Origin of the sequence: Streptosporangium vulgare, from assembly GCF_042428775.1 — a bacterium.
GTDB classification, from domain to species: Bacteria; Actinomycetota; Actinomycetes; order Streptosporangiales; family Streptosporangiaceae; genus Streptosporangium; species Streptosporangium vulgare.
On record NZ_JBHMBS010000008.1, the window covers coordinates 350,752 to 377,278 of the forward strand.

At 69.4% G+C, this 26,527-nt stretch carries 22 protein-coding genes; 15 read left to right on the plus strand and 7 right to left on the minus strand.

Annotation, left to right across the window (positions count from 1 at the left end):
- Positions 1-3 precede the first annotated feature (3 nt).
- From ACFFRH_RS19715 to ACFFRH_RS19735, 5 genes are all read left to right on the plus strand, one after another.
- Positions 4-999, plus strand: a complete 996-nt coding sequence (locus ACFFRH_RS19715) for an acetylxylan esterase (protein WP_344743585.1) — start codon at positions 4-6, stop codon at positions 997-999.
- On the plus strand, positions 996-3,503 hold the full coding sequence (locus tag ACFFRH_RS19720; protein ID WP_386158366.1) for a glycoside hydrolase family 2 protein: 2,508 nt from the start codon (positions 996-998) through the stop codon (positions 3,501-3,503). The genes ACFFRH_RS19715 and ACFFRH_RS19720 overlap by 4 nt, the downstream gene beginning before the upstream one ends.
- Positions 3,504-3,649: 146 nt before the next feature.
- On the plus strand, positions 3,650-5,866 hold the full coding sequence (locus tag ACFFRH_RS19725; protein WP_386158369.1) for a hypothetical protein: 2,217 nt from the start codon (positions 3,650-3,652) through the stop codon (positions 5,864-5,866).
- Positions 5,867-6,876: 1,010 nt separating this feature from the next.
- Positions 6,877-7,737, plus strand: coding sequence for an SDR family NAD(P)-dependent oxidoreductase (locus tag ACFFRH_RS19730; RefSeq protein WP_386158372.1), 861 nt, complete (start codon positions 6,877-6,879; stop codon positions 7,735-7,737).
- A 10-nt stretch (positions 7,738-7,747) separates the two neighbouring features.
- A complete protein-coding gene (locus tag ACFFRH_RS19735) occupies positions 7,748-8,296 on the plus strand; it encodes a MerR family transcriptional regulator (RefSeq protein ID WP_386158375.1) in 549 nt (182 codons plus the stop codon).
- A gap of 93 nt (positions 8,297-8,389) precedes the next feature.
- Here the strand turns inward: ACFFRH_RS19735 and ACFFRH_RS19740 are convergent, their stop codons facing one another.
- Positions 8,390-8,962 (minus strand): dihydrofolate reductase family protein, encoded by a 573-nt coding sequence (locus ACFFRH_RS19740; RefSeq protein WP_386158378.1) that lies wholly within the window; start codon positions 8,960-8,962, stop codon positions 8,390-8,392.
- A gap of 72 nt (positions 8,963-9,034) precedes the next feature.
- Here ACFFRH_RS19740 and ACFFRH_RS19745 point away from each other — a divergent pair, with 72 nt between their 5' ends.
- Positions 9,035-9,607 carry a TetR/AcrR family transcriptional regulator gene (locus ACFFRH_RS19745; protein ID WP_386158381.1) on the plus strand — a complete coding sequence of 191 codons (573 nt, stop codon included), beginning with the start codon at positions 9,035-9,037 and terminating at the stop codon, positions 9,605-9,607.
- A gap of 295 nt (positions 9,608-9,902) precedes the next feature.
- On the opposite strand, the gene ACFFRH_RS19750 is transcribed toward ACFFRH_RS19745, so the two are convergent.
- Together ACFFRH_RS19750 and ACFFRH_RS19755 are read right to left on the minus strand one after the other, a co-directional pair.
- Positions 9,903-10,175, minus strand: coding sequence for a hypothetical protein (locus tag ACFFRH_RS19750; protein ID WP_386158384.1), 273 nt, complete (start codon positions 10,173-10,175; stop codon positions 9,903-9,905).
- A gap of 83 nt (positions 10,176-10,258) precedes the next feature.
- Positions 10,259-10,732, minus strand: coding sequence for an NUDIX hydrolase (locus ACFFRH_RS19755; protein WP_386158387.1), 474 nt, complete (start codon positions 10,730-10,732; stop codon positions 10,259-10,261).
- 222 nt (positions 10,733-10,954) lie between these two features.
- On the opposite strand from ACFFRH_RS19755, the gene ACFFRH_RS19760 reads away from it, so the two are divergent.
- Complete coding sequence (locus ACFFRH_RS19760) at positions 10,955-11,125, plus strand: hypothetical protein (protein WP_386158390.1); 171 nt, start codon at positions 10,955-10,957, stop codon at positions 11,123-11,125.
- A gap of 153 nt (positions 11,126-11,278) precedes the next feature.
- On the opposite strand, the gene trpS is transcribed toward ACFFRH_RS19760, so the two are convergent.
- Entirely contained in the window at positions 11,279-12,259 is a 981-nt protein-coding gene (gene trpS / locus ACFFRH_RS19765; RefSeq protein WP_386158392.1) for a tryptophan--tRNA ligase, read from the minus strand.
- Positions 12,260-12,802: 543 nt separating this feature from the next.
- Here trpS and ACFFRH_RS19770 point away from each other — a divergent pair.
- Positions 12,803-13,606, plus strand: coding sequence for a hypothetical protein (locus ACFFRH_RS19770; RefSeq protein ID WP_386158395.1), 804 nt, complete (start codon positions 12,803-12,805; stop codon positions 13,604-13,606).
- Between the two features lie 41 nt (positions 13,607-13,647).
- Here ACFFRH_RS19770 and ACFFRH_RS19775 read toward each other — a convergent pair whose 3' ends face one another.
- Positions 13,648-14,505: a class I SAM-dependent methyltransferase gene (locus tag ACFFRH_RS19775; RefSeq protein ID WP_386158398.1), complete on the minus strand. Its 858-nt coding sequence runs from the start codon at positions 14,503-14,505 to the stop codon at positions 13,648-13,650.
- Positions 14,506-14,559: 54 nt separating this feature from the next.
- A complete protein-coding gene (locus ACFFRH_RS19780; protein WP_386158400.1) occupies positions 14,560-15,705 on the minus strand; it encodes a saccharopine dehydrogenase family protein in 1,146 nt (381 codons plus the stop codon).
- Between the two features lie 87 nt (positions 15,706-15,792).
- Here ACFFRH_RS19780 and ACFFRH_RS19785 point away from each other — a divergent pair, with 87 nt between their 5' ends.
- Entirely contained in the window at positions 15,793-16,746 is a 954-nt protein-coding gene (locus tag ACFFRH_RS19785; protein WP_386158403.1) for a LysR family transcriptional regulator, read from the plus strand.
- Between the two features lie 437 nt (positions 16,747-17,183).
- Here ACFFRH_RS19785 and ACFFRH_RS19790 read toward each other — a convergent pair whose 3' ends face one another.
- Positions 17,184-17,408, minus strand: coding sequence for a hypothetical protein (locus ACFFRH_RS19790; RefSeq protein WP_386158406.1), 225 nt, complete (start codon positions 17,406-17,408; stop codon positions 17,184-17,186).
- A 542-nt stretch (positions 17,409-17,950) separates the two neighbouring features.
- Between ACFFRH_RS19790 and ACFFRH_RS19795 the strand changes: the two genes are divergently transcribed.
- The 6 genes from ACFFRH_RS19795 to ACFFRH_RS19820 all read left to right on the plus strand — a co-directional run.
- Positions 17,951-19,282, plus strand: a complete 1,332-nt coding sequence (locus ACFFRH_RS19795; RefSeq protein ID WP_386158409.1) for a cellulose binding domain-containing protein — start codon at positions 17,951-17,953, stop codon at positions 19,280-19,282.
- 407 nt (positions 19,283-19,689) lie between these two features.
- On the plus strand, positions 19,690-20,700 hold the full coding sequence (locus tag ACFFRH_RS19800; RefSeq protein WP_386158412.1) for a ketoacyl-ACP synthase III family protein: 1,011 nt from the start codon (positions 19,690-19,692) through the stop codon (positions 20,698-20,700).
- Positions 20,697-20,972, plus strand: coding sequence for a hypothetical protein (locus ACFFRH_RS19805; RefSeq protein ID WP_386158415.1), 276 nt, complete (start codon positions 20,697-20,699; stop codon positions 20,970-20,972). The genes ACFFRH_RS19800 and ACFFRH_RS19805 overlap by 4 nt, the downstream gene beginning before the upstream one ends.
- A gap of 19 nt (positions 20,973-20,991) precedes the next feature.
- Entirely contained in the window at positions 20,992-22,035 is a 1,044-nt protein-coding gene (locus ACFFRH_RS19810; RefSeq protein ID WP_386158418.1) for a ketoacyl-ACP synthase III family protein, read from the plus strand.
- Between the two features lie 146 nt (positions 22,036-22,181).
- A complete protein-coding gene (locus ACFFRH_RS19815) occupies positions 22,182-25,991 on the plus strand; it encodes a type I polyketide synthase (protein ID WP_386158420.1) in 3,810 nt (1,269 codons plus the stop codon).
- 424 nt (positions 25,992-26,415) lie between these two features.
- A partial coding sequence (locus tag ACFFRH_RS19820) for a helix-turn-helix domain-containing protein (protein ID WP_386158438.1) occupies positions 26,416-26,527 on the plus strand: 112 nt, incomplete at its 3' end.

The following is a 26,527-nucleotide window of genomic DNA, read 5'->3' on the forward strand; positions in this document are numbered from 1 at the left end:
GAGATGCTCACCGATCTCGACGAGGCAGGGCTGCTCGACTACCGCAGCGCCGTGGTCGACCCGGAGGACTTCGACGCCTTCTGGACCGCCCAGCTCCAGCGTGCCGCCGAGCATCCGATCGACGTGCGAGCCACAGCGGTGGACTCGCTGCTGGAGACGATCGACGTGTTCGACGTCCGGTTCGCGGGCCATGGCGGTCACCCGATCCGCGGGTGGCTCTACCTCCCGAAGCACCGCACCACGCCCATCCCCGGGGTGGTGCAGTACCAGGGCTACGGCGGCGGACGGGGACACCACCTTGAGTCATTGCTGTGGTCCTCGGCTGGATACGCCCATCTGATGATGGACAGCCGCGGTCAGGGCAGCGGCTACCGGCGGGGAGCCACCGCGGACCCCGTCGGCCCGTCCGGCCCGACCATTCCCGGTCAGATGACCAATGGCATCGAGGATCCTGCGGGCCACTACTACACGCGTCTGTACGTGGACGCGGTTCGTGCCGTCGACGCGCTGCGATCGTTCTCAACGGTCGACGTCACCCGGATCGCGGTCGTCGGAGGTAGCCAGGGCGGCGCGCTCGCGCTGGCGGCGGCGGCGCTCCGGGACGACGTGGCCGCGGTGGTCGCGCATGTGCCGTTCCTGTCCGACATCCGCCGGGCGTCCCGGATCACCGACGCGATGCCCTACAAGGAGATCGGTCGCTACCTGGCGACCCACCGGGACGCCACGGAACGGGTGTTCGCGACGCTCGCCTACTTCGACGGGGTGAGCCTGGCCCGGCGGATCACCGCGCCGACCTGGCTGTCCGCGGCGCTGATGGACTCCACCTGCCCGCCGTCGACGGTGTACGGCGTGTACCACGAGCTGGCGGGGGAGCGAGAGATCCGGCTGTGGGAGTTCAACGGGCACGAAGGCGGCGGCCCCGACGACGACGAACGCGCGCTGCGCGCGCTGCGCGCCGTCTTCGACCGCACCAACGGGATTGGGCGGAGCAAGGGATGAGACTGCGACGAACCGACGTGCGCGACGGCTGGACCCTCCTCCACCTGGAAGGAAGGGCGCCCGTCGGATTGGGCGGCGTGCGCGTCCCGGCCGAGGTCCCCGGCACCGTGCACACCGCGTTGCACGCCGCCGGCATCACCGAGGATCCGTACCTGGACGATCAGGAGTCCGCTCAGGCGTGGATCGGCCGGTCACGGTGGCGATACCGCACCGACTTCGATCTGGACGATCTCGGCCCCGGACTTGACCTCGTCTTCGACGGCATCGACACGGTCGCCACGGTTCGGCTGAACGGTCACGAGCTCGGCCGCTCCGAGAACATGCACCGCAGCTACCGGTACGACATCCGAGCCGCCGCGCGGCGCGGATCGAACGCCCTGGAGGTCGACCTCGAGTCGCCCGTCCGCGAGGCCGACCGCCGCTCGCTGGAGCTGGGATACCGGCCGCATGTGAACCCCCACCCGTTCAACGCGCTGCGCAAGATGGCATCCAGCTTCGGCTGGGACTGGGGAATCGACACGGCCAGCGTGGGCATCTGGCGTCCGGTGCGGGTGGAGCGGTGGACCGCGCGGCTGAGCGACGTGCGCCCCGTCGTCACCGTGGAGGGTTCGCTCGGGCTGCTCGCCCTGCACATCGATGTCGCCCGCACCGATCGCGATCGGCGCCTCGCCGTCCTCGTGACGGTCGGGGGCCGAACGATCCGCGCCGATCTGGGCCGGGACACCGACCGGATCGTGGTCGACGTGGAGGTTCCCGACGTGCGGCTGTGGTGGCCTCGCGGGCACGGCGACCCCGCGCTCTACGACGTCACGGTCGCCCTGATCGATGTCAGCGACCCCGCGTCCGAGACGGTGCTCGATGAGCGCGACCAGCGCATCGGGTTCCGCACGGTTCACCTCGACACGACACCCGACGAGCACGGCACTCCGTTCACGGTCCGGATCAACGGTCGCCGCATCGAGATCCGCGGTGCGAACTGGATCCCCGACGACGCGTTCCCGCACCGGGTCACCCGTGACCGCTACGCCGCCCGCATCGGTCAGGCCACGTTCGCCGGGCTGAACCTGCTGCGCGTCTGGGGAGGTGGCATCTACGAGTCCGACGACTTCTACGATCTCTGCGACGAGCGAGGGATCCTCGTGATGCAGGACTTCCTGTTCGCGTGTGCCGCCTACGCCGAGGAGGAGCCGTTGCGCGGCGAGGTCGAGGCGGAAGCGCGTGAAGCGGTCACCCGCCTCGCCGGGCATCCGTCGCTGGTGATCCTCAACGGCAACAACGAGAACCTCTGGGGTCTTCACGAGTGGGGCTACCTCTCGCGGCTGGACGGCGCCACCTGGGGGGCGTGGTACTATCACGACCTCCTGCCCAGGATCGTCGAGGAACTCGCGCCGCACATCGGATACACCCCCGGAAGCCCGTTCACCCCCGCCGGCAGCGGGCTCGGCGACGACCCGGATCACAACGACCCGCGTCACGGCAGCATCCACATCTGGGATGTGTGGAACGAGAAGGACTACCTCCACTACCTCGACTACACGCCGCGGTTCGTCGCGGAGTTCGGCTGGCAGGCGCCACCGGCCTGGGCGACGCTGACGCGTGCCGTCTCCGACGACCCGCTCACGCCGGAGTCTCCGGGCATGGTCGTCCACCAGAAGGCCGTCAACGGCAACGACAAGCTCACCGACGGGCTGCTCCCGCACCTGCGGCTGCCGAACGACATGTCGGACTGGCACTGGGCGATGCAGCTCAATCAGGCGGCCGCGATCCGCACCGGGATCGGATGGTTCCGCTCCCGCGCGCCGATCTGCTCCGGCACCATCGTCTGGCAGCTCAACGACTGCTGGCCGGTGACCTCCTGGTCGGCCGTCGACGGTGACGGGCGCGCGAAGCCGATGCTCTACGCGCTGCGGCACATCAACCGGGAACAGCTGGTCACGATCCAGCCCGCTCCGGACGGTCTCGAGGCGGCGATCCTCAACGACACCGACCAGCGATGGGACGGCGAGCTGCTGCTGGAACGCAGAGACTACGAGGGCGCGATCCTGGCAGAGGCCGCCATCGCGGTCGCCGTCGGACCCCGCAGCGCGCAGCGCGTCCGGATCCCCGACGAGATCGGCACCGCCTCCTCCCCGGAACGAGAACTGGTCGTCGCGGCCCTCCACGGCGTCCGCGCCCTCTGGTTCTTCGCCGAGTACCGAGACAGCGCGCTCGCGCCGGCGTCGTTCCGCGCCGAGGTGAACAGGATCCCGGAGGGATACGAGCTGACCGTCCAGGCCAGAACGCTGATCCGGGATCTCACCCTCCTCGTCGACAAGGCCGATCCGGCGGGGTTCGTCGACGACGCCCTCGTCACGCTGCTGCCCGGGGAGCAGACCACGCTGCGGATCCACAGCACCGAGGAACTGGACCTCGAGACCCTCGGCGCGCCCGACGTGCTCCGATCCGCGAACCAGCTCGTTCCGTCAGTCCAGGTGATGCCCGAACGAGCACAGGTGAGGGCGTAGCCCGCGCGGCCCCGGAGACCGTCCGGCACAACTTCACAGAGCTCACTTCGACGCACGCCGCTCCCCCCAGGAGGTTGATCATGGAAGATCAGTCCGTTCCCTCAGTGTTTCGTCTGTCCCTCTCCCGCCGACAGGCCCTCATCGGCATGGCCACGGGAACAGCGGTGTTCACCCTGGCGCTGAACACGGCAAGGCCCGCGCTCGCCGCGACATCCGGGATCGGCGGCCCGCTGGCCGATGTCACCGCGTTGCCGCCCGGTGCCCCCGACCGGGGTCTCTTCGCCGCGGCTGAGCAACGACTGGCCCCGTATCTGGCCGTGCTCGCGCCCCTGGCGAACGGGGTGGAGGATGAGGACCCGAACACGCACGGGTTCATGAGGGGCGGGTTCTGGCGGTCGCCGGCCGAACCGTTCAACGCCCGGGTGCAGGAGAACGTCTTCACCCTGTCGTGGTTCCACGCGAACGCCCGGAGCTGGAACCCCTACGCCGGTGACCCCGCGCTGCTGGCGCGCCTGGACGCCGCCATCGGCCACTACCTCAAGCTGCAGAAGCCGCAGGGCTGCTGGCCGGAGTACTCCGCCGGAGAGCTGTCACGACCCGCGACGGGCTTCGCGCTCGGCTTCCTCACCGTCACGCTCGTAGAGCTCCAACGCGCCGGCGCACTGCCCGAGACCCAGAGCAAGATCATCACCGCCCTCCGCAAGGCCGCGGACTGGTTCCTGGACCCGGCCAACCCGCTGGTCTGGTCGAACCCGATCCCGTACACCAATCAGGTCGCCGGGGGCCTTCTGGGGATCGCGGAAGCACTGCCGTTGCTCGGCGATCCCACCCTGGCCGCCCGTCTCAACGAGCGGATCGACGTGCTCGCCCGGGACGGACTGAGCCCCGTCGGCTATTTCTACGAGCAGAACGGGAACGACCTGGGGTACTCGCTCGGTGTCATGACGCCCGACCTGGCGGCGCTCCACGAGACCACCGGCTCGCCCGTCGTGAAGCAGATGCAGGAGACGTACTACGAGTGGATCCGGTACAACTTCGTGCGTGAACCCGACGGCGCCGGCTGGTTCTGCAACGTCGCGACGTCATCGCGCACCTCTCTCTACATCCTCGATGACGTGAAGGACGACGGCTACAAGGCGGACATCAACTCCCTGTGGACGCCCGGCATCCCCGTCTCAGCGGCCTTCACGACGGCTCAGGAGGACAAGGCGGCGCTGAGGGCGGAATGGGCCGCGTCGACCGAACCGGTGCCGCAGCCGCCGGCAGGCCAGGTCGATCCGCAGGTGGTGCGCCTCTCCACCTACCCCGAGAAATTCCCCACCCGTGCTGACAAGGATGCCGCGATCAGCACCATGCCCTACCTGACCTCCGACAGCTTCGTGGAGTTCCGGACCGATCCGCGCGGGCAGCAGTTCCTCTTCGTCCGAAAGCCCCCCTACTACTTCGGGGGCCTGTTCGGCATCCGTGCCACATCCCGGGTCCAGAGCGGGCTGAGTTTCCTCTGGCACCCGGATGCCGGCATGCTGCTCTACAGTACGAACAACTCCGTGGAAGGGTGCTGGGGCACGCATCGTTCCGCCCAGTTCACCAGCATCGACTCCAATGGGAACCTGCTCGCCCGGTACTTCCGGGGCGACCCGGCCCAGAACGATGAGCTTGCGCTCGACGAGGTGAGCTCAGCCGAGCATCTCGGCATCCGCTACACGACGCCGGACGGTCGACTCACGAAGGACGTCGATCTCCGCGCCGATGCCCTTCGCGTCAAGGTCACCGCGCTCCAGCACTCGACGGAGCGCATGCCTCTCGTGCTGCGCGGCGACGATCGTCTGACGCTGCTCGGTCCGGTGGAGACGGAGTGGACGCCGGGTGTCGACGTCACGGGCGAGGGCACGGGGCTGCGCGTCCGGCGTGGTCGCACGGACATGGTCATCGAGTGGAACGCGACGCTGACGGCTCGGGTGGTGCCGAAGACGCAGACGTACTTCAAGGACGCCTCCCGGCGCCAGCACATGCTGCTCCTGCCGTTCGGCACCGAACTGGAGTACACGGTGCGCTTCGAGGACGTCACGGTGCTTGAGATGACGGCAGCGGTCACGTCACGCACGCGCGGCGGGAAGGTACACCTGTCGGTGGCGGCGACGAACGACAACACCTTCCCGGTGGACGTGGCGATCGCCACCGTCTACGGCGACAAGAGGTTCAGGAACGTGGTCCCCGGAAGGACCGTGAGAGCGTCGATCAACACGCGGCTGACCTCCGTCCCCGCAGGCGTGGCCACCGTCACCGCGACAGGCGTCGCGCACGGTGAGACCATCACCGCGACCAGGTCCGCCGACTACGGAGCGTTCCCGGCCGCACCGTGACTCGCGGCGTCCTGACGCCCTCCATCGTCTCCATACGGATGCCTTCGGAATACGGCAGAAACGGGCCACGCTCTTGATCACCGGCCGTTGAACTTCTGACTTCACGCTGGTTGGTGATGGTTCCGGAGGAGATGGGGGGCGTCGATCGCGGTACCGCGATGCGCGCCTGACGCCGGCACGAGAACTCCATGATCATATGGCTATATGTGCTGTCGGCGCGAAAACGACGCTTTGAGCGAGCTGCCGGCGGACCGACAGCGCAGTGCCGGTGTCGGAAGGTTGTTCGTGGCGGTGCGGCCTGCGGGGCGCCCCTCAGCGCTCTTCCGTGTTCGGCCGCCTGACACCGACGCAGAGCAGTCTCCAGTCTCAACCTCCATTGAGGCCAAGCGGTTGTGAGCCACGTCCCCCGAACTTGCCGCAGCCACCTGCGGCCCGACCTGCCCCGACACTCTGGGGAGCGGAGATGGCGCTCGGGAGTCGGAGAAACGGGGATGGCGATCAGCCGAGCCTGTCGCCTGCGCGGCGCCCCTGGTGCTCCCATGTTGGTCGGGCTGCGCAATGAAGATCCTTTTCCTCTTCTATTCTCGCCGACGATCGGCACCGGCTGATCCTGGGAAACGATCTATCCCATTCCGGGAAGCGATCTTCGAGCCACCTTCAGCACCCCAGGTCAGACCTACTCGTGAACACCCCACCGAGCCGTTCTTGAAACGGCTGGACTGAGGTTGACGGGATCCCGTCTGATCATCGCGATCAGGCGGGATCTTGTCGTTTTGGGAGTTTCCGAATCGGGTTCGTCCTGGTCTGGGAGTCGCGGAGCAGGTGACCGGGAAGGCCTGGGTGATGTCAAGCCGCTGGTCGAGGTCCACGTTCGCGCTTCTGGGCATGGCGATGCCGGCTCCAGGCTGGGTGCTGCGGCAAGGTGATTTGAGCTTCCGGTCACGATCTTCCGTTTTGGTGGTCACGTCGGTTTTGCGTTCGAGCGCGCTCGAAGGCATAGCGTCCCCGCCATGACGACACAGACCTGGATCATCACTGGCGCGTCCCGCGGGTTCGGACGCGCGCTGGCGGAGTCGGCGCTCGCGACGGGTGACCACGTGGTGGCGGCGGTGCGCCGGCCCGAGAGTGTGGCCGATCTGGAGGCCGAGTACCCGGACAACTGCCTGATCGCGAAGTTCGACGCCCGGGACATCGCCGCGGCCGCGGACCTCGTGCGCGACACCCTCGACCGCTTCGGTCAGCTCGACGTGCTGGTCAACAACGCGGGACGGGCCGTGGTCGGAGCGGTCGAGGAGGTCGGCGACGCGCAGTTGCGCGAGTTGATGGATCTGCACCTGTTCGGCCCCGCCGCGCTCGTCCGGGCGGCGCTGCCCACGATGCGTGAGCGGGGCACCGGGACGATCGTGCAGATGAGCAGCCAGGGTGGGCGGACGTCGTTCCCCGGCGTGTCGGCGTACTCCGCGTCGAAGTTCGCCCTCGAAGGCTGGTCCGAGGCCCTGGCCGGGGAGGTCGCGCCGTTCGGGATCCGGGTGATGCTCGTCGAGCCCAGCCGGTTCAGGACCGGCTTCAACGGGGGCGACGTGCTCGAGTTCGTCGAGCCGTCCGCGACCTACCGTGACTTGCTCGCCAACGTCCGTGCGGACATGGCCGGGACCGACGGCCGCCAGGAAGGTGACCCGGCGCGGGCGGCCGAGATCATCGTGTCCCTCGCGCACGGCGACGAGGTGCCGCTGCGGCTGCCGCTCGGGCGCGAAGCGGTCGAGCGTATCTCGCGTGCCTACCGGCGCGGCCTGGACGAGGTCGAGCAGTGGGCCGAGACCGCCCGCAGCGCCGACTTCGAGGGTGTCTCCGCATCGGTACGGCCCATCTAGGCTCGTGGTCATGGCCACCGACGATCTGATGACCAGAGCGCTCGAAGCGCTCGGGGACGACGGTCCGCTGTCGGTCGAGGCGATCCACCGCCTCGCCGACCTGGCCGATCTGCCCGAGACGATGACGATCGCCGAGGTCGCCGACCTCCTCGACATCTCGCCCCACACGCTGCGCTATTACGAGCGGGCCGGGCTGGTCGAGGTGGCCCGCGACGGTAATGGTCATCGCGTCTACGACGCCGAAGCGGTTCGGCGCCTGGTGTTCCTCACCCGGATGCGGCTGTCCGGTATGCCGATGCGTGACCTACAGCACTACATCTCGCTCGTCGATGCCGGAGGGCACACGGTGCCGGAGCGGCTCGATGTGCTGGTCGAACATCGCGACACCATCCGCCGCCGGATCCGTGAGCTGACCCTTTCCCTCACGGCGGTCGAATACAAGATCGCCACGTACGGGGGCTCGACCGGGCCGGACGTTCAGGCCCTCGGCACCACCACCGGTACCGACCGCACGGCGCTGCCGGACGAGTCGCTGCGACGGGCACTCCCGGCGGAGTGAGGGACGCCGACGCTCGCCGGGTTGCCGGCGGTCGTGTTCAGTGCCGGAGCCATGACGGTACCCGGAGTCGGGCCACTGAACTATCTCGGGTCGCTAAGCCTTGGTGAGCCAGGTGACCTGGGTGCCGTTGTCGAAGGACTCGCGCCGGGTGGGGGTGAACAGGGTGGGGCGGAACTGTCCGGAGAGCATGGGGATGCCAGCGCCCGCCAGCACGGGGTAGCTCTTGAGGATGATCTCGTCGATCTCCTGGAGCAGGGAGGCGGCGAGCCTGCCGCCGCCGCAGAGGTAGATGTCCATACCGGTGTCCTCGGCCTTCAGCCGCCGGACGAGCTCGATCGGGTCGCCGGCCTCCACCCGCACCGTGGGGTCGTCGATCGTCAGCGTGCTGGAGACGACGTACTGGCGCAGGTGGGAGTACGGGCTGGTGGTGGGGACGTCCAGGGCCGGTTCGTAGGTGCCGCGACCCATTACCACCGTGTCGAAGACCTTGTTGGGCACGCCGTCGAGGCCGACAAGCTTGCGGACATGGGTGGGCAGCGTCTCGGGGTAACGGCCATTGATCCAGGCGGCCATCTGGTCCGACACGGGGTAGAAGTCGAACTCGGCGTTGGGGCCAGCGATGTAGCCGTCGAGCGAGACGGCGACATAGTAGACAAGCTTTCGCATACCCATCAACTCCCAATATAGTACTCTACTTGTAGTGGTAAAAACGTAGTACTACGGATGGAGTGGTGTCAAGTGCGGAGGAATCCCGGGCGGCGGCAGGCGTTGATCGACGCGGCCATCGAGGTGTTGGCCAAGGAGGGAGCGCGGGGGCTGACCTTCCGGGCCGTCGATGCGGAGGCGGCTGTGCCCCCGGGCACCGCCTCCAACTACTTCGCCAACCGCGACGACCTGTTCACCCAGGCTGGCGGACGCATCTATGAGCGGTTGCTGCCCGACGAGGCCACGATCGCCCGCAGTCGGGAGGGTGTGCAGGATGAAACCCGCTATGTCGAGCTCATGCACGAACTGGTGGATCGGGTCTCCGCCTTCAACTCCGGTTACCTGGCTCTGCTTGAGCTCCGGCTTGAGTCCACTCGGCGTCCTGAGCTGCGCGCGTTGCTGACCAAGCGCATCCGCGAGGACATCGACGCCAACATCGGCCACCACGCCGCCTCGGGCCTGCCCGGTGACTCGACCTCGGCGGTGCTCCTTTATCTCGCTCTGAACTGGCTCATCGTGGAGCGGCTGACACTGCCCGACATCTTCACCGAGCAGGAGACCCACGAGTTGGTGGACGCCGCCGTGCGAAGGTCGCTGAATACCTGACCTGTGAGGCCATCCGAGGGTTCCGGGAAACGATCAGCCCGGTGCCCACACCGGTGGCGGTCAGGTCGCGGGTGTCACCGGACAATCTCCCGTTGCGGCGCCACCTGGCCGAACAGTCGCTGAGCGCGGGGCCGCTCATCGATGCCGAGGCCGAGTTTCGGGCCGCGCTCACGTTGGTTCACAGTGACGCAGAGTCGACACCGGTGACGCAGAGTCGACGACGGGGCTCGCCGAGGTGGCAGGACTCGGACGCGTACGCGGGAAACGATGATTGCCTCCTCGGGAAGCGATCTTCTCAACCCCCCGCACCCCAGGCCGCCCAACTCGCAAGCGCCCTCAGGCCGGTGGTCGCCATGGTGAGCCGGCCGGGGATGAGCGGGCAGGCCAGGGAGCCGTCGATGTGCAGGGCGTCGTGAGCGCTGCCCCGCACCCCCCGCTGATCGACTTCGTGGTCGAGGACCGGCTTGTGTCCGAGCTCGCGTGCGGGTTGGGCGAAGTGGCCGGGGCGTTGGTTGGTGCGGGCGCGGCTGGCGACGGCGAAGGCGGTGGGGAGGCCGAGCGCGGCCATGGGTTTCAAGGTGGTGATGGCGTTGGCGCCGATGCGGTGGACCCCCGGCCGGGCAAAAGATCGCGACCGCTACCGCGACCGTTCTATGACGCCGCGCGCCGCAGGCTGCGCAAAACCCACGACGGGCAGTTCGCGTTCGCTTCGGCCTCGGCGACGGTGAGCCAGACGAGCCCGGCCACTTCCTGTGGTGAGGCGGCCATGGGCTGAGCATGCGCCGGCAGCTCACCGCGAAACACCACATTGATCACCGGATCGCCGTCGTCCGTCATGAAGAACCCGCTCCCCACGTAGGTGAGTACGACTTCTGTCACGTCGACGCCGATCTCCTCGGCCACCTCCCGGCGTGCGGTCTCCTCCAGGACATCGGCTCCGGCGCCGTCGATCTCGACCTTGCCGCCGACACCGGCCAGCGAACCGGGAGCGTGCGCCTCCTGCGTCCCACGCTGGATGAGCAGCCAGCGGCCGTCACGTTCCAGGAAGACCTCAACATTCACGACGAATGCCGGTCGCCCCCTTCGCGTCGTGCAGGCCGGCATGTCAGATGTGTGAATGTCCATGCTCGGTGACTCTACGCGGAAGAATCCTCAACTTGATCGTCCACGCGTCCAGGGCGAAGGTTCCACCCGCCGAGTCCGGGAAGCGGTCCTCCAGCCTCTGCTCCGGAGCACGTCAGGGCTATTCGTGAACATCCCGCCAGGTCAGAGGCCGCTTCCGGGAGATCGGGAGTGGCCTTCCGCGTTGCTGGGTGACTACACCGGACGGGATCGGCGATCGGCAGCTTGCAGGATCAGCTGTCTACCGGTGGCCCGCTGTACGGGCACGACGCCGAGTTCGCGCTCATGTTCCTTCCCGTTGCGGCACTGCTGATCACCGTCGGCCTGGCCCGCGACTGCGGCGAGACGCCACACGGTCAAGGAACGCCGCCGCCCTGCCCGTGGCGGCCACTATGAGCTTGAGATGTGTCGCCCCAGCGGGGTCCGGCTGGCCAGAGCGAAAATCACCCCGTCGGCCCGGATGGCCCGGACGGCGACGGCACACCACGGTGGCCTCCCGCCCGGGTCGTCGTCAGCTACGCGGATGACCGAACTCCCGTACCCGCTGATTCATCCGGGCAGCAGGCCGATCGCCGCCTTGGCCTGGCGTACCTTCGCGCCGGCCAGCCCGCGGGCACGGTCGGCGCCGGCCCGCAGGACCGCCTGGACGTGCCGTGGGTCGTCGGCCAGTCGCAGGTAGCGGTCCCGGAGGGGGGCGAGGGTGGCCACCACCGCGTCGGCGACCGCTTCCTTCAGTTCGCCGTACCGGTCGAACCGCCCCGCCAGTCGCTGAGGCTCGTCGCCGGTGCAGGCGGCCAGGATGGCGAGCAGGTTGGACACTCCCGGTTTGCGTTCCGGGTCGTAGATCACCACGCTGTCGGTGTCGGTGACCGCACGCATCACCTTGCGCCGCAGGACGTCCGGCTCGTCGAGCAGTCGAAGGACCCCCGCCGCCGAGGGGGCCGACTTGCTCATCTTGTCGCCGGGTGACGCCAGGTCCATGATGCGGGCGGCGACCGGCGGATTGACCGCCCGGGGGACGGTGAAGGTGGGGCCGTATCGGGTGTTGAACCGCTGGGCGACATCGCGGGCCAGCTCCACGTGCTGGCTCTGGTCCTCGCCGACCGGTACCTCGTCGGTGTCGTACAGCAGGATGTCGGCGGCCATCAGGATCGGATAGGTGAGCAGCGACATCCGGACCTGGTTCTGACGGCCGGACTTCTCCTTGAACTGGATCATTCGCTGGGCCTCGCCGTACCCGGTGGCGCACTCCAGGAGGTAGTGCAGTTCGGTGTGCTCGGGTACGTGCGACTGGACCAGGAACAGAGCCGCCTCGGGGTCCGCGCCCGCGGCCAGCAGGATGGTCGCGAATTCCAGCGTCCGCCGCCGCACCTCGGCCGGATCATGCTCCAGGGTCAGGGAGTGCAGGTCGGAGATGAACACCACCGTGTCCGTGACGGCCTGCTTGGCGATTATCGGTGCGATCGCGCCGATGTAGTTGCCCAGGTGCAGGTCGCCGGACGGGGTGAAGCCGGTGAGTCGTCGTGACATCGGTTTGGCTCCCTCGGGATCGGGAGGCCGCCCTGGCCGGGCCACCGAGGTGCGAACACACGAAACGGCCGCCCGAACCGGGCGGCCGCGTTGTCGGTTACGCGGATGAACGGTGCCGCCCGTCAGGGGCGCCACCAGCCAAGGAACAAGAAGATCATCCGCATACCGAGACCATACCATCCGGCAGGCGGAGATCGCAGTCAAGCCGGCGATGATCCTTGTGCGGGCCGCCCCGCAGGCCCGCCCCGCAGGCCCGTCACGCGGGTCCAGCACGCAGGCCCGTCACGCAGGCCCGTCACGCAGGCCCGCCGCACGGGTTTGCCACACGAGCCGAGTCCGGGCAACGATCACGACCAACGCGGGAAGTGGTCTTCTGGCATGTCCGTTCCGACGGGTCACGCGCTCTTGTGAACACCCCGCGAGGGGCCGTTCTCGAGTCGGCTCAGGGACAGTCGCCGAGATCCCGTCCGGAGCCACTCCTCATGATCGATTGTAGGGTGAGGCGTTCGCTCCCACCCCCTCCGAATCCCCAGGAAGCGTCCTGTGTCACGTCGTTACCGTTCGGCCCTGCCCGCCCTGCTCGTCACCGGTCTGTACGGCGCCGCGCTGATGGTCGCCGTCGTCGTCGCCCTGATCTCCGGCGACCTCGGCCCGTTGTGGTGGCTGACGCTGTTCACGACCATGACCGAAGGCGTCGCGGCGACAGGGCAGAACCTGTTCCTCCTGGTCCTGGCCGGGCTGTCCTGGGCGTGGGGGATCTGGCAGATCCTGCGCGGGCCGCAGGCGGGACCGACACCCCCGCAGGACCGGAACACCCTGCGGTTGCGCGTGGCGCTCTACGTCGCGACGGCTACGACGTGGCTGCTCCACGTCACCGAGTCGTTGGTCTGGGCGGACACGACGTTGATCATCTCTGCGGTGATGTGGGTGGTCGTGCTGCTGTTCACGCGGGTGCTGGGCCCCGGCCGGCCGTACACGCGGGGCGCGGGGGTGCTGGGGTACGGCGGTTTCACCGTCATCGGCGTACTCGACCTCGCCGGCTGGCCCGTCCCGGATGTGGCGGAGTCGATCTGCGGCCTGGCCGGCCTGGCCTGGACGGTGCTGATCCTGTGGACCCAAGGGGGCGACGACCGCTGGGGGACGGCGACCGTCGCATACGGTATCGCCGCCCTGCTGACGCCGATCTTCCTGGTACTGACGTCATTGCCGTTCCGGGAGGAGGAAAGCCCTGTCGAGGCTCTCGGTGTGGTCGGGAGCGTCCTGATGATGATCTGGCTGGCCCGCTCCGCCCACGACCTCGCCGCCCCGCGCCACCAACCGGCCGCCCGGACCACGTCGGAGGCGTGAGCCGGCGAGCGGTCGTGTCGCGCTGTTCGCGGAACTCCAGATCATGGCTGACCGGGCGGCCGGCGCGAGAACCGCCGGGCGGTGACCATCCAGAGCTCTCCGCCCAGGCGGACGCCTTCGGGACCCGCGTAAGGCCGTAGCGCGTCCTCCAGAGCGGTCCGGGCGGCGTCGGGCGTCATGATCGCGTCGTCGAGAATCGCACGGACCGGGCCGGTGCCGAGAAAGAATCCGGCGGCGCTCGCGGCGTCCTGGCCGAAGAAGAGGGGAACCTCGACGGCGGTCGTCATGACGGATCCGAAGCCCGCCCCGCCGAGCACCTCTTCGATCCTCTCCCGGTCCGCGAGCGAGAACATCCCAGGTTCGCGCGTGTCCGGAAGAGGCTCGGGAGGCCCGGTCAGTGCGGAGATCGGAACGGTGTACCAGGCGCACCGGGCCATGTGCCGAGGGCACACGAAGACGAGACGGCCCCCGGGTCTCAGGGCGCGGCCGATGTTGGCGAAGGCGGCCACGGGGTCGGCGAAGAACATGATTCCGAACTGGCTGATGGCCACGTCGAACTCACCGTCGCCCAGCGGATGGACCTGGGCGTCTCCTTCCTCGAACCGGAGGTTGGTCAGCCCGGTTCGGGCCTGGTCGGCGCGGGCCCGTTCCAGCATCGGCCGGGAGAGGTCGAGTCCCACGACATGTCCGCGGGACGCCTGACGAGCCGCCAGGACGGTCGTCTCGCCCGCGCCGCATCCGACGTCCAGGACCCTGTCCGTCTCCGCTATCGCCGCGGCCTCGAACAACAGCCGGTGCAGGGCGCTGTCGCGGCCCTCGGTGCGGCCCGTGCTCGCGGCCCAGTGGGCCCCTTCGGGGCCGTTCCATGAGTTCGCCTGGGCGGCGTTCGGGATGGACATGGGTCTCCTTTTCGTCGAAGCGTCCGTTCAGTTCGTTCAGTTCGTTCAGGTCGTTCATTCGGGGAGCCGCGATCGCCGGTCGTCGTGTTCGACGGTCATCAGGTGCTCGCGCAACTCGTCGAGAAGGGGCCGGGAGGGCTGAAGCGCGTCGATGTGCAGGACTCCGGCGGGCAGCGAGGTGGTGAACAGGTCGCGAGCTACCAGAGCCGCCACGACACCGGTGATCCGGCAGGTGTCGCGGCCCGTGACGGCGCTCGACACCGCGTTCCCCGCGGCGTCCGACGCCCTCACGTGGACGACGAAGCGGTCGGACCCGCGGTGCAACCGGGACAGCACCGACGTGAGTGGTGTTTCGGCGCGCAACCGGCCCACCAGGGTGAAGAATCCGATGGTCGCGAGCCCGAAGAGGAGCGAGGTGACGAGGGCCGAGTCGAAGCAGATCCGCGTGGTGGCCGTGATCCGCAGCGATTCACCGATCGTCCGCTGGTCGGAGAAGGGGAACGGGTGGACGGTCCGCGTCCCCCAGCCCGGAAGCCGGACACGTGCTCGCCTGGCACCGGGCCGCCGCCGTCCGTCCGGGCGGGTGAGGCCGGCGACGAGCCATCGCACCGAGTCCGCGCCGTGGTCGCCGCCCTGGCCCAGCAGGAGGCTGATGTCGATCCTGTCTCCTGACGGCAGGCGTTCGAGGCAGTGACGGGCCAGCAGGTTGGTCAGCCCCGGGGCCACGCCGACGCTGAGAACCGCCGTCGCCCGGTGTCGCGCCGCGAGCTTGTCCAGCGACTCGATCTCCCGGATCACCGGGGTGGACGCGGTGACGTCGACGTAGTGCACCCCCCGCCGCAGACACGCCTCGGCCAGGGCCGCGTTGGCGCGCTCGACGCACATCACGACCACGGCCGCCTCGTCGAGCAGCCGGTCCACGTCGGCGGGATCGTCGACGTCGACGCCTGCCGCCCTGACCGCGGCGCCGGTGGACCGCGCCAGGATCCGCGCCTTCGTCGGATCACGCCCGGCCACCACGACCCGGCCGGGGAACCACAGGCCGAGTCGCCGCGCGGTCGCGCCACCGACCGCTCCGTACCCGCCGATGACGACGATCGACCTACCCGCGCCGGGCCGCCCCCGGTGTTCGTCGGCGCTCGCGCGCATGCTGTGCCCTCGCAGTTCGGTGCCGGGAAGTTCTGAGGTTCCCAGGATCACGTGAGAGTGATATGCACACCACTGCGGATGTCTTATGGGAGGCATACGTGGCCCGCATGGCAGCCGATCGGAGGGGGTGGCTCGCACATGCTCGATCCATGGACGTTGCGGGTGATGGTCGAGGTGGAGGAGCGCGGTTCCTTCTCGGCGGCGGCCGAGGCTCTGTCGATGACCCAGCCGGCCGTGTCACGGCAGATCGGCGGTCTGGAACGCAGGCTCGGCGTGTCCCTCTTCCGGCGCACCGCGCGCGGCGTCAAGGCGACGGCGGCCGGTGAGATGGTCGTCAAGCAGGCGCGGGACGTCCTGGCGCGACTGCGGGCTCTGGAGATGCGGGTGAGCGCCTTCACCGGCGCCGAGACCGGGCATCTGCGCCTGTCGGCGTTCTCCAGCGCGAACACCTGGCTGATGCCGGAGGTGATCAGGCGTTTCAGCCGATCCCACCCCGGAGTGCGGCTGAGCCTGATGCGGGAGGACGCCGCGGGGCCGATGGCCGCGATCAAAGAGGCCCGGATCGACCTCACCCTGGTCACCGCCTGGAGCCTGTACCCGGATCCGTCGGTGGCCAAGCACGACTCGTCGGCCGAGCTCCCCGATCCCGGCGATGTCACCGGAGTCGATCTGCTGCCGTTGCTGGACGAGGAGTTCCAGGTCGCCTTGCCCGCCGACCACCGGCTGGCCCGGCTGCACCGGGTGCCGCTGCCCGATCTGTGTGACGAGATGTGGATCGAAGGCGGTTACCCCGACTGCCTCGGCCCGCTTCCCCGGCTCGCCGAGGCCCTGGGACGGCCCCCTCGGATCGGGTTCTTCTGCGAGGACTGGAACGGCAGGCAGGCCCTGGTCGCGGGCGGATCCGGCGTCATGCTCGTGCCCACGCTGGTGCGGGGCGCCGCACACCCGGGGGTGGTGACGAGGCCGACCGCTCCTTCGCTCCCTACCCGCCGGTTGTACGCGGCCTCCCTGGCACCGCCCTTCCGCCTCCCGGCCGTGACCGCCCTGCTGGAGGTGATCGCCCGCGTGAGCCGGGAGCAGACCCGGGCCTGATCACCGGACCGGCCCGCCGGGGGCGAGGTTGTTCGGTGGAGTGGCCTCCGAACAGATCCATTTCAACGAGAAGACCCTGTGGGCCGGCGGCCGGACGGTGGAGGCGTTCACGTCGTGGCCGGGTGTGCGGCGGGTACGCGCCACGTACCCGATCGCGTCTGCCACCTCACGTCCGTGCGGCCGTCCCGGTACGGGACGTGAAGCGGCGACCCGATCGGCGCCCACCGCTCATCGGTCAGGTCGCAGGGGTGAGCGGCATCGGGTCATGCCTCACCCCTGCCCGTCTGCAGGAACAGTCCGGTCAAGAACAGCCCGGCTGAGAAGGGCCCGGCTGAGCACGGCTCAGCCGAGAAGAGCCCGGCTGAGAACAACAGTCCGGCTGAGAACAACAGCCCGGCGAACACCCGCTCGGAGCCGGGTGCCCGCGTTTCACCGGGTCACGCGTAGAGGAAGTAGTAGCGGTACCGACTGTCCCACTGGCACGAGTAGTCGTCCCACCAACCCTGGGAGACGCCCTGGGTTCCGATCCGCTCGCACTCCGAGTGGTCCCTGAAGACGCCGGCCAGCCTCGCCGCCTCGGCTTGCGCCGGGATGGCACCGATCGTCAGCGACGCTACGAGGACCACGACGGCCGAGACGAGAACAGCGCGTACCTTTCGCATTCGTCCTCCTGTGACTGTGGAGATCATGACGGTGGACATTATCACTCGTCAGGCGCCAGGGAAATTGTCATGTCCGAATCAGTCGGGCGAACGAGCCGAAACTCCAGCCCCTGGGTGGCGTGTGTTTCACGGATGTTTACCGCCGGTAAATCGGACATCACTTCCGGGGGTGTCTGTTCGCCACGGTTCCGGCCGCCGTCCAATTCCAGACGTGGCGGCCTTGAAAGACCTCGCAGGCGCGTATCCGACCGCCTGTGCTTGCCATGGATGGCCTGTGCTGCCTTCGTCCTACATGGTGAAGAAAGTACGATTTATGCCGCTTTTTCGGTCCGGCGGAAACGGCCTCAAGAACACTTTGACCATCGTCACTTACGTGTCATATCGTCGCCCCGCCCATATCGATGTAAGTCGCGGCACTCGAACAGGACGTTGTTCTCGCAGGCGCCACGGTCAGCGTGCTGATCGCGGCCGCCTCGGCTCGGGAGGAGACACGGACGGTCACCGGGGAAGCGGCGATCATCCGACCCGACCGGAGTCGTACCATGCAAGCTCAAATCCGCAGGGCCATGAGGGCCACGATCGTCGGCATGGCGCTGACCGTGCTGGCCGCCCTCGGTGTGTCGGCGACTTTCACGCCGCCGGCCCACGCCATGCAGGTGATCACCGATATCGCCTACGCCCCCGCGCAACCGGCCGGTAGCAGGGGGCACCTGCTGGACCTCCACCTGCCGTCCACCGGCATCACGCCCCGGCCGCTGCTGATCTGGCACACCGGTTCGGCGTGGACGAGCGACGACGGCAAGGCCGGCGCGGACGCGATCGCGGCCGTCTTCAACCCCCTGGGCTTCGCCGTGGCCGGCGTCAGCGTCCGGTCCAGCGCCCAGGCGATCTTCCCGGCCCAGGTGCACGACATCAAGGCGGCCATCCGCTGGCTGCGCGCGAACGCCGCCACCTACAACCTCGACCCCAACCGCTTCGCGATCATGGGTGACTCGTCGGGCGGCTGGCTGACGGAGATGGCCACCCTGTCGGGCGGCGTGTCGTCGCTGGAGGGCACCCTCGGCACGACCGGCGTCTCCAGTGCCGTGCAGGTGGGACTCGCCTTCTACAGCCCGACCGACTTCCTGCAGATGAACGCGCAGAACCTGCCGACCGGCGGGCTCGACCACAACTCTCCCGCCTCCCCGGAATCCCTCCTGGTCGGCTGCCCGATCCAGACCTGCCCGTCCACGGTGGCCCAGGCCAATCCGATGACCTACGTCGACGCCAACGACCCGCCGCTGATGTTCCTGCACGGCCAGGCCGACTTCCTGGTGCCGCACGGGCAGAGCGTCCTGCTCTACAACAGGATCAAGGCCCAGTGCGGCAACGCCACGTTCGTCTCGGTGCCGGCCGCGGACCACATGATGGTTCAGATCATGGACCCCGCCCAGTACGGCCTGCAGACCGTCCGCACCACCACCGGCTGCGGCGAGACCGTCGGCACCGGCACGCTGAACCCCACCTGGGCCAACTTCGCGAACTTCCTGCGCGGCGGGCTGAAGATGGGCACCTCCTGCGAGGTCACCTACGCCACCGGCGCCTGGAACGGCGCCTTCAACGGCAGCGCGACCATCAGGAACACCGGCACGACCCCCATCGACGGCTGGACCCTGACGTGGACCTGGTCGGGCAACCAGCAGATCACGAGCGCCTGGAACGCCACGGTGACCCAGGTCGGCACCCAGGTGACCGCCCGTGACGCCGGCCACAACTCCTACATCGGCCCCGGCTCCAGCCAGAGCTTCGGCTTCTCGGCGACCGCCACCGGGACGAACGCCATTCCGGCCCAGTTCAAGCTCAACAACCTCGTCTGCACGAGAGTGCCCGCCTGAGACGACGTGCCGGGCCCGAGCCGAACGGCGACGGCCCGGCACCGTTCTCCCGTCGCCCGGATCCTGAAAGTTTCATTCGGAGAACTGTGACGTGGAGCGGAAAGGCGCATTTCCAGAACTCGACACGTTCCGTTTAATTCTGGTCACGGAATGTCGCCGACCGGATTGCTCGCGTTCGTATTGCTTTACCCGATGGGCCGCCCCTACTCTTGCCCCTGACGGCTCGCCGACCTATTTTCCGTTGTTTTCGTCGACCGGCCGGGGTCGCTGATATCCCGGGGCCCGAAATAAATCGGATAAGCCGCCTTCCACTGCCCGAAGGCCGTTGTCCGGGATCCTCGATGAGTTGATGAGTTAGGAAACGTGTGCGTACATCCAACATGTTCGTCAGGAGCCTCGGCGTTTACGTGCCTGACAGCGTGAGCGTCGAGCAGGCGGTTCGCGAGGGCTGGTACCCGGCCGAGGAGGTCGAGAAATTCCAGCAGATCGGCGCGGCGGTGGCCGGCGACATGTCCGCGCCCGAGATGGCGCGGCTCGCGGTCCTGGACGCGTACGACCGCTGGGGTGAGTCCTCCCCGCGCGATCTCGACCTCCTGCTCTACCCGTCGGTCTGGCACCAGGGCCCGAACGGCTGGCAGCCCCAGCACTACCTGCAGATGCACCTCCTCGGCGGGAACGTGCCGGCGTTCGAGATCCGGAGCGGCTGCGTGGGGATGATCAGCTCGCTCGATCTGGCGGCGAGCTACCTGCAGGCCGACGCGGGCAGGGAGACGGCGATGGTCGTCTCCTCGGACAACCACGGCACTCCGCTGGTGGACCGCTGGCGGATGACCCCCGGGGCGCTGATCGGCGACGCCGCGGCCGCGCTCGTCCTCGGTAAGGGGTACGGCATGGCCGAACTCCTGTCGGTGAACGCGACGGTGATCCCGGAGGCCGACGCGGTCAACGACGGCGCCTACCCCCTGTTCCCCCCGGACGCCACCGTCGGCAGGGGGCTGAGCTTCGGGGACCGGCACGAGGAGTTCCGCCAGCGGCTGCTCAAGGCGCAGGGAACCGGGATCCACCTGACGATCCAGAAGACGATGATGCAGCAGGTCGAACAGACCCTGGACGAGGCCGGGATCGGGCTCGACGACATCACGCGGGTGGCGTTGCCGCACGGCCGCCGCGAGGACCTGGACGGGCAGATGTCCTGGCTGGGCATCGACGAGGACCAGACGACCTGGGACTACGGCAGGCGCGTGGGCCACTGCGGCGCGGTGGACCAGTTCATCGCCTTCGAGCACCTGATCGCGACCGGCGGCCTCGTGCCCGGCGACCACCTGCTCATGGTCGGGTTCGGCTCCGGGACGTCCGTCGCCGCGGCGGCGTTCAGAATTCTCTCCACCTCCCCCGTCACGGCAGGAGCGGGCGCATGACCGAGCTCACGGACACGCGCGTGACCGAGCTCACGCGCAGGCTGGTCGACTTCATCCAGGACAACCTCGTCCAGGACGGCGACGACATCAAGGTCGACGAGACGACCCCGCTCCTCGTGTCGGGTCTCCTGGACTCCCTGCGGACGGCGCGGCTGCTGAACTTCCTCCGCAAGGACGTCGGCGTCCCGATCCCCGCCGCGAGGCTCGACCCCGAGAACTTCCGGGACGTCGTGACCATCGTGGCGATGGTCAGAGAACTCGAATCCGTCTAGCCGGGGCGAGGACGAAGTCATGCGGTTGGCGAACACGTACATCAGTGGTGTGGGAGCGTTCCTCCCCCGGACCGTCGTCAGCGTCGAGAAGGCCGTCGCCAAGGGCTGGTACCCGGCCGAGGAGGCCGAGCTGCACAACCTGGCCGGGGCGGTGGTGGCCGGTGACGTACCGGCTCCGGAGATGGCCCTGCACGCGGCGCGGAGCGCGATCAAGCGCAGCGGACGGGCGCCCGGCGACCTGGATCTCCTCCTGTACGCCTCGACGTGGCACCAGGGACCGGACGGCTGGCCCCCGCACTCCTACCTGCAGCGTCATCTCGTCGGCGGAGACGTCCTCGCCACCGAGATCCGACAGGGCTGCAACGGGATGTTCATCGGCCTGGAACTCGCGGCCGGCCACCTGGACGCCGCGCCCGGCAGGCAGGCCGCCCTGCTGGTCGCCGCCGACAACTACGGCACCCCGCTGATGGACCGGTGGCGGATGGGCCCCGGCTACGTCGGCGGGGACGCCGCGAGCGCGCTCGTGCTCACCAGGGAGACGGGTTTCGCGCGCCTGACGTCGGTCTGCACGACGACGGTGACCGAGGCCGAGGAACTGCACCGGGGCAGCGAACCCCTCTTCCCCCCGGGCGTCACACTCGGGCGCAAGATGAGCTTCGCGGCCAGGAACGAGCAGTTCCGGCAGCAGGTCATGTCCAAGGGCGAGGCCACCGCGGCGCTGTTCAAGATCCAGCGGGCGTTGATGGAGGTCGTCGAGCGCGCGCTGGACGAGAGCGGGATCCAGGCCGGCGATCTCACCCGGGTGGCGTTCATGAACTACTCGGAGGAGATCGTCGAACAGCGGTGCATGGCCATGCTCGACCTGCCCATGTCCCGCTCGACCTGGGACTACGGCCGCACCATCGGCCACTGCGGGGCGAGCGACCAGGTCCTTTCCCTCGACCACCTGCTCATGACCGGGCGACTGGGCCCCGGCGACCACATGCTGATGCTCGGCACCGGGCCGGGAGTGACGGTCTCCAGCGCCGTGATCAAGATCATCGACAAACCTCAGTGGGCCTGAACCGATCCTCAGCGGGCCTGAACCGAAGAGTGGGCCTGGACCGATCCTCAGCGGGTCCGAACCGATCCTCAGCGGCCTGAACCGAAGAGTGGGCTTGAACCGAAGGGAAACGAACACAGATGGCCGACAGTCCGCGCGGAGTCCGGGTGGAACCAGTGGCGGTGATCGGGATCGGATGCCGCCTTCCCGGCGACGCCCGCTCACCGGACGAGTTCTGGGACCTGCTGTGCGCCGGCCGGAACACGACCCGGCCGCTGCCCGCCGAACGCTGGCGCCGGTACGAGAACCGGAGCCCCGAGTACGCCGCCGCGCTGCGCGACGCCGTACGTCACGGCAGCTTCCTGAGTGACATCGAGGGCTTCGACGCGGAGTTCTTCGGCCTGTCGCCCCGCGAGGCCGAGCTGATGGACCCGCAGCAGCGGATCCTGATGGAGACCGCGTGGGAGGCCCTGGAGAACGCCGGCCTGCCGCCGCACGAGCTGGCCGGCACCGACGCCGGGGTGTTCATGGGGGTCTGCACCGCCGACTACGGAGGCCGCCTCCTGGAGGACCTGCCCCAGATCGAGGCGTGGACCGGGATCGGCGCCGCGACCTGCGCCGTCGCCAACCGCATCTCCTACTCCCTGGACCTGCGCGGACCCAGCATGGCGATCGACACCGCCTGCTCGGCGTCGCTGGTCTCGCTGCACCTGGCCGCGCAGAGCCTGCGGCTCGGCGAGAACGACGTCGCCCTCGCCGGCGGCGTCAACCTGCTGGTCACCCCGGGTCAGACCCTCACGCTCGGCACGGCCGGGGCCCTCGCCCCCGACGGGCGGTCCAAGTCGTTCGACGCGTCGGCCGACGGCTACGGACGCGGCGAGGGCTGCGGCGTGGTCGTGCTCAAGCGGCTGTCCGACGCGCAGCGCGACGGCGACCGTGTCCTCGCGCTCGTCATCGGCAGCGCCGTGAACCAGGACGGGCACACCAACGGCATCATGGCGCCGTGCGGGGAGGCCCAGGAACACGTGATGGTCCGGGCCTGCCGGCAGGCGGGCGTCGAGCCGTCCACCGTCGACTACATCGAGGCGCACGGCACCGGCACCCGGCTCGGCGACCCGCTGGAGGCGGGGGCGCTCTCCTCCGTGTACGGCGCGGGGCGGTCCTCCGGCGACCCGTGCCTCATCGGCTCGGTCAAGTCCAACATCGGACACCTCGAAGGCGCCGCCGGCATCGCCGGCGTCATCAAGGCGGTGCTCGCCCTCGACCGGGGCGAGATCCCCCCGAGCGTGCTGAACACCCTGAACCCGGCCATCTCGTGGGAGTCCTCGGGTCTTCGCGTGGTGACCGAACAGTCGGCCTGGCCGGAGCGCGACCACCCCCGCCGGGCGGGCGTCTCCAGCTTCGGGTACGGCGGCACGGTCGCGCACATCGTGCTGGAGCAGGCCCCTCCGGCTCAGGAGGGCCGGGAGATGCCCCGGGAAGCGCCCCGGGAGGAGGCGACGGGGGAGCGGCTGTTCCCGCTGTCGGCCGCGTCGGAGCAGGCCCTGCGGCAGTACGCGGGCAAGCTCGCCGATCACCTCGGGAACGGGCTCGACCTGGCGTCGGCGGGGCACACGCTGGCGCTCCGGCGCACCCATCTGGCCCGCCGCGCCGTCGTGGTCGGGGCGGACGGGGGCGAGCTGGCGGCCGGTCTGCGCAGGCTCGCGGAGGACGTGCCGGGCGAGGCCGTCATCACCGGTGACGTGCTGCCCGAGCTCGGCCCCGGGCCGGTCTGGGTCTTCTCCGGGCAGGGCTGCCAGTGGCGCGGGATGGGGCGGGAACTGCTCGCCGTGCCGGAGTTCGCGTCCCTCGTCGACGAGGTGGAGCCGATCTTCATCGAGGAGATCGGCTTCTCTCCCCGGCAGGTCCTCGCCGACGGCGATCTCGACACCATCGACCGCGTGCAAACCATGATCTTCGTGATGCAGCTGGGCCTCGCCAGGCTCTGGAACGCGTACGGGGTCACTCCCAAGGCCGTCATCGGCCACTCCGTCGGCGAGCTCGCGGCGGCGGTGACGGCCGGCGCGATGAGCGTCGCCGACGGCGCCCGCCTGATCTGCCGCCGCTCCCGGCTGCTGCGCCAGGCCGAGGGGAAGGGGGCCATGGTGATGGTCGACCTGTCCTTCGAGGAGGCGGCGGAGAGGCTGGCCGGCCGTACCGACCTGGTGGCCGCGATCGCGTCGGCCCCCGGCTCCACCGTGCTGTCCGGCGACGTCGCCGCGGTCGAGACGGTGGTGAACGACTGGCCGGTCGAGGGCATCGTGGTGCGGCGGGTGGCGTCGGACGTCGCCTTCCACAGCCCGCACATGGACCCCCTCGCCGTCGAACTCGCCGCCGCCACCGGCGATCTCTCGCTCGGGGCGCCGCGCATCCCCATGTACACGACCGCGCTGGCGGACCCCCGGTCGACGCCCGTCCTGGACGGCGCGTACTGGGCGGCGAACCTCCGCGACCCCGTGCGGCTGACCGCGGCGACGACGGCCGCGGCGCAGGACGGCCATCGCGTGTTCCTGGAGATCTCCCCCCACCCCGTGGTCGCGCACTCGGTGACCGAGACGCTCTCGGAGAACGGGTTCGAGGACGTGTTCGTCGGCACGTCACTGCGCAGGAACCAGCCGGAGCCGCTCACCTTCCTCGTCGCGCTGGGCGCGGCGCACTGTCACGGCGTCGAGGTGGACTGGAGCCGGCTGCAGCCGTCCGGCGGCCTGGCCGACCTGCCGCCGTACGCCTGGCAGCACCGCCGCCACTGGCGCGAGTCGTACGTCGAGCAGGACAACCGGGGGCACGACGTTGACTCCCACACCCTGCTCGGAGCCGGGAGCGGCCTCGCGGGCAGCCGGACCCGGGTGTGGCGGACCAGCGTGGAGGACGCCAACCGGCCCTACCCCGGCAGCCACGCCCTCAACGGGGTCGAGATCGTGCCCGCCGCCGTGCTGGTCAACACGTTCCTGCAGGCCGTCGAGGACGAGGACGTCACGCTCACCGACGTGGAGATGATGCATCCGCTGATGACCGCGGAACGCAGGCAGGTCCAGGTCGTGCACGAGCCTCCGGCGGTACGGCTCGCGGCCCGCACACCGGCCGGCCCCGACGAGCCCGAACCCGCCTGGCTGGTGCACGTCACCGCGGACGTGGCCGCTCCGGGCCAGGCGAAACCCGACGTGCTGCCGGACGCCGGCGCTCTCACCTCGATCGATCCCGGGTTCGTGCACAAGCGGCTCGCCACCGTCGGTGTGCCCTCGACGGGCTTCGACTGGACGATCGAGACGCTGCTGGGCGGGGACGGCGCGCTGCGGGCCACCGTCCGCACCGCCCGAACCGGGGAACCGGGGACCTGGGCGCCGGCGCTGGACGCGGCGATGTCCGTGGCGCCCTGCGTGTTCCCCGGCGATCCGGTGCTGCGCATGGTCGTGCACATCGACGAGGTGGTGCTGACCGGCACCCCGCCCTCGACGGTGATCATCGACGCGGCCGTGGACCCGGCCGCCGACGACACCGTCCGGGCGCTCCTGGCCGACGTGGACGGCCGGGTGGTGGGACACCTCACGGGACTCCGCTACCCGGTGATCGACGCGCCCGCCCTGGCCGAGGAGGAGCTCGGGGGACCCGCGGAGGCGTTCGCCGGCCTGACACCCGAGGAACTGCGCGAGCGCGTCCTGCCCGAGATCCGCGCGGAGATCGCGGCCGTGATGAGGCTCGCCCCCGAGGACCTGGCGACCCGGCGTCCCCTCGTCGAGCAGGGGCTGGACTCGGTGATGACCGTCATGGTCCGGCGGCGCCTGGAGAAGCGCTTCGGCCGCCGCCTCCCCGCGACCCTGCTGTGGCAGCAGCCCACCATCTCCGCGATCGCGGACCACCTGGCGGAGCTTCTCACGAATCCGGGACCGGACGCGGCGCCGGTGACCGTTCCCGAGAGCGCGCTCGTGATCGGAGGCTGAGACGGCCGGCGGGGTGGTCCACGCCTGGCGTCTCACCGCCTGGCGTCTCACCGCCGGGCGGAGGAGCCGCGTCGCGATCGGGGCTGAGGCGGGACGGTCTCACGGGGGCCACCTCACCACCGGGCAGAGAAACCGCGTCGAGATCGCGGCCGAGGCGAGGTGGTCCCACGCGGGGCCACCTCACCACCGGGCGGAGGAGTCGCGTCGCGATCGCCCCCTGGGGCCGCCGGCCGGGCGGCCTCGGGGGGCGATGCCATCAGTTCCTCTCGAGGGGGCCGTCGTCTTCAGGCGACGGGGGAATCGGGAGCGGGAGGGCCGCTAAGGCCCGAGCGTGTGGTGGCCTGACGGGTTCACGCATTCCGCGTCGCCTCTTTCCGACATCCGATACGGTGGGAACAAGAGTTCGAGCGAGGGAGGCGGTGTGGTGCGTAGATCGTTCAAGTTCCTGCTGCGTCCCACCGCCCGCCAGAGCGTCGCGTTGGCCGCCTGCCTGGATGATCACCGTGCCCTGTACAACGCCGCGCTGGAGCACCGCC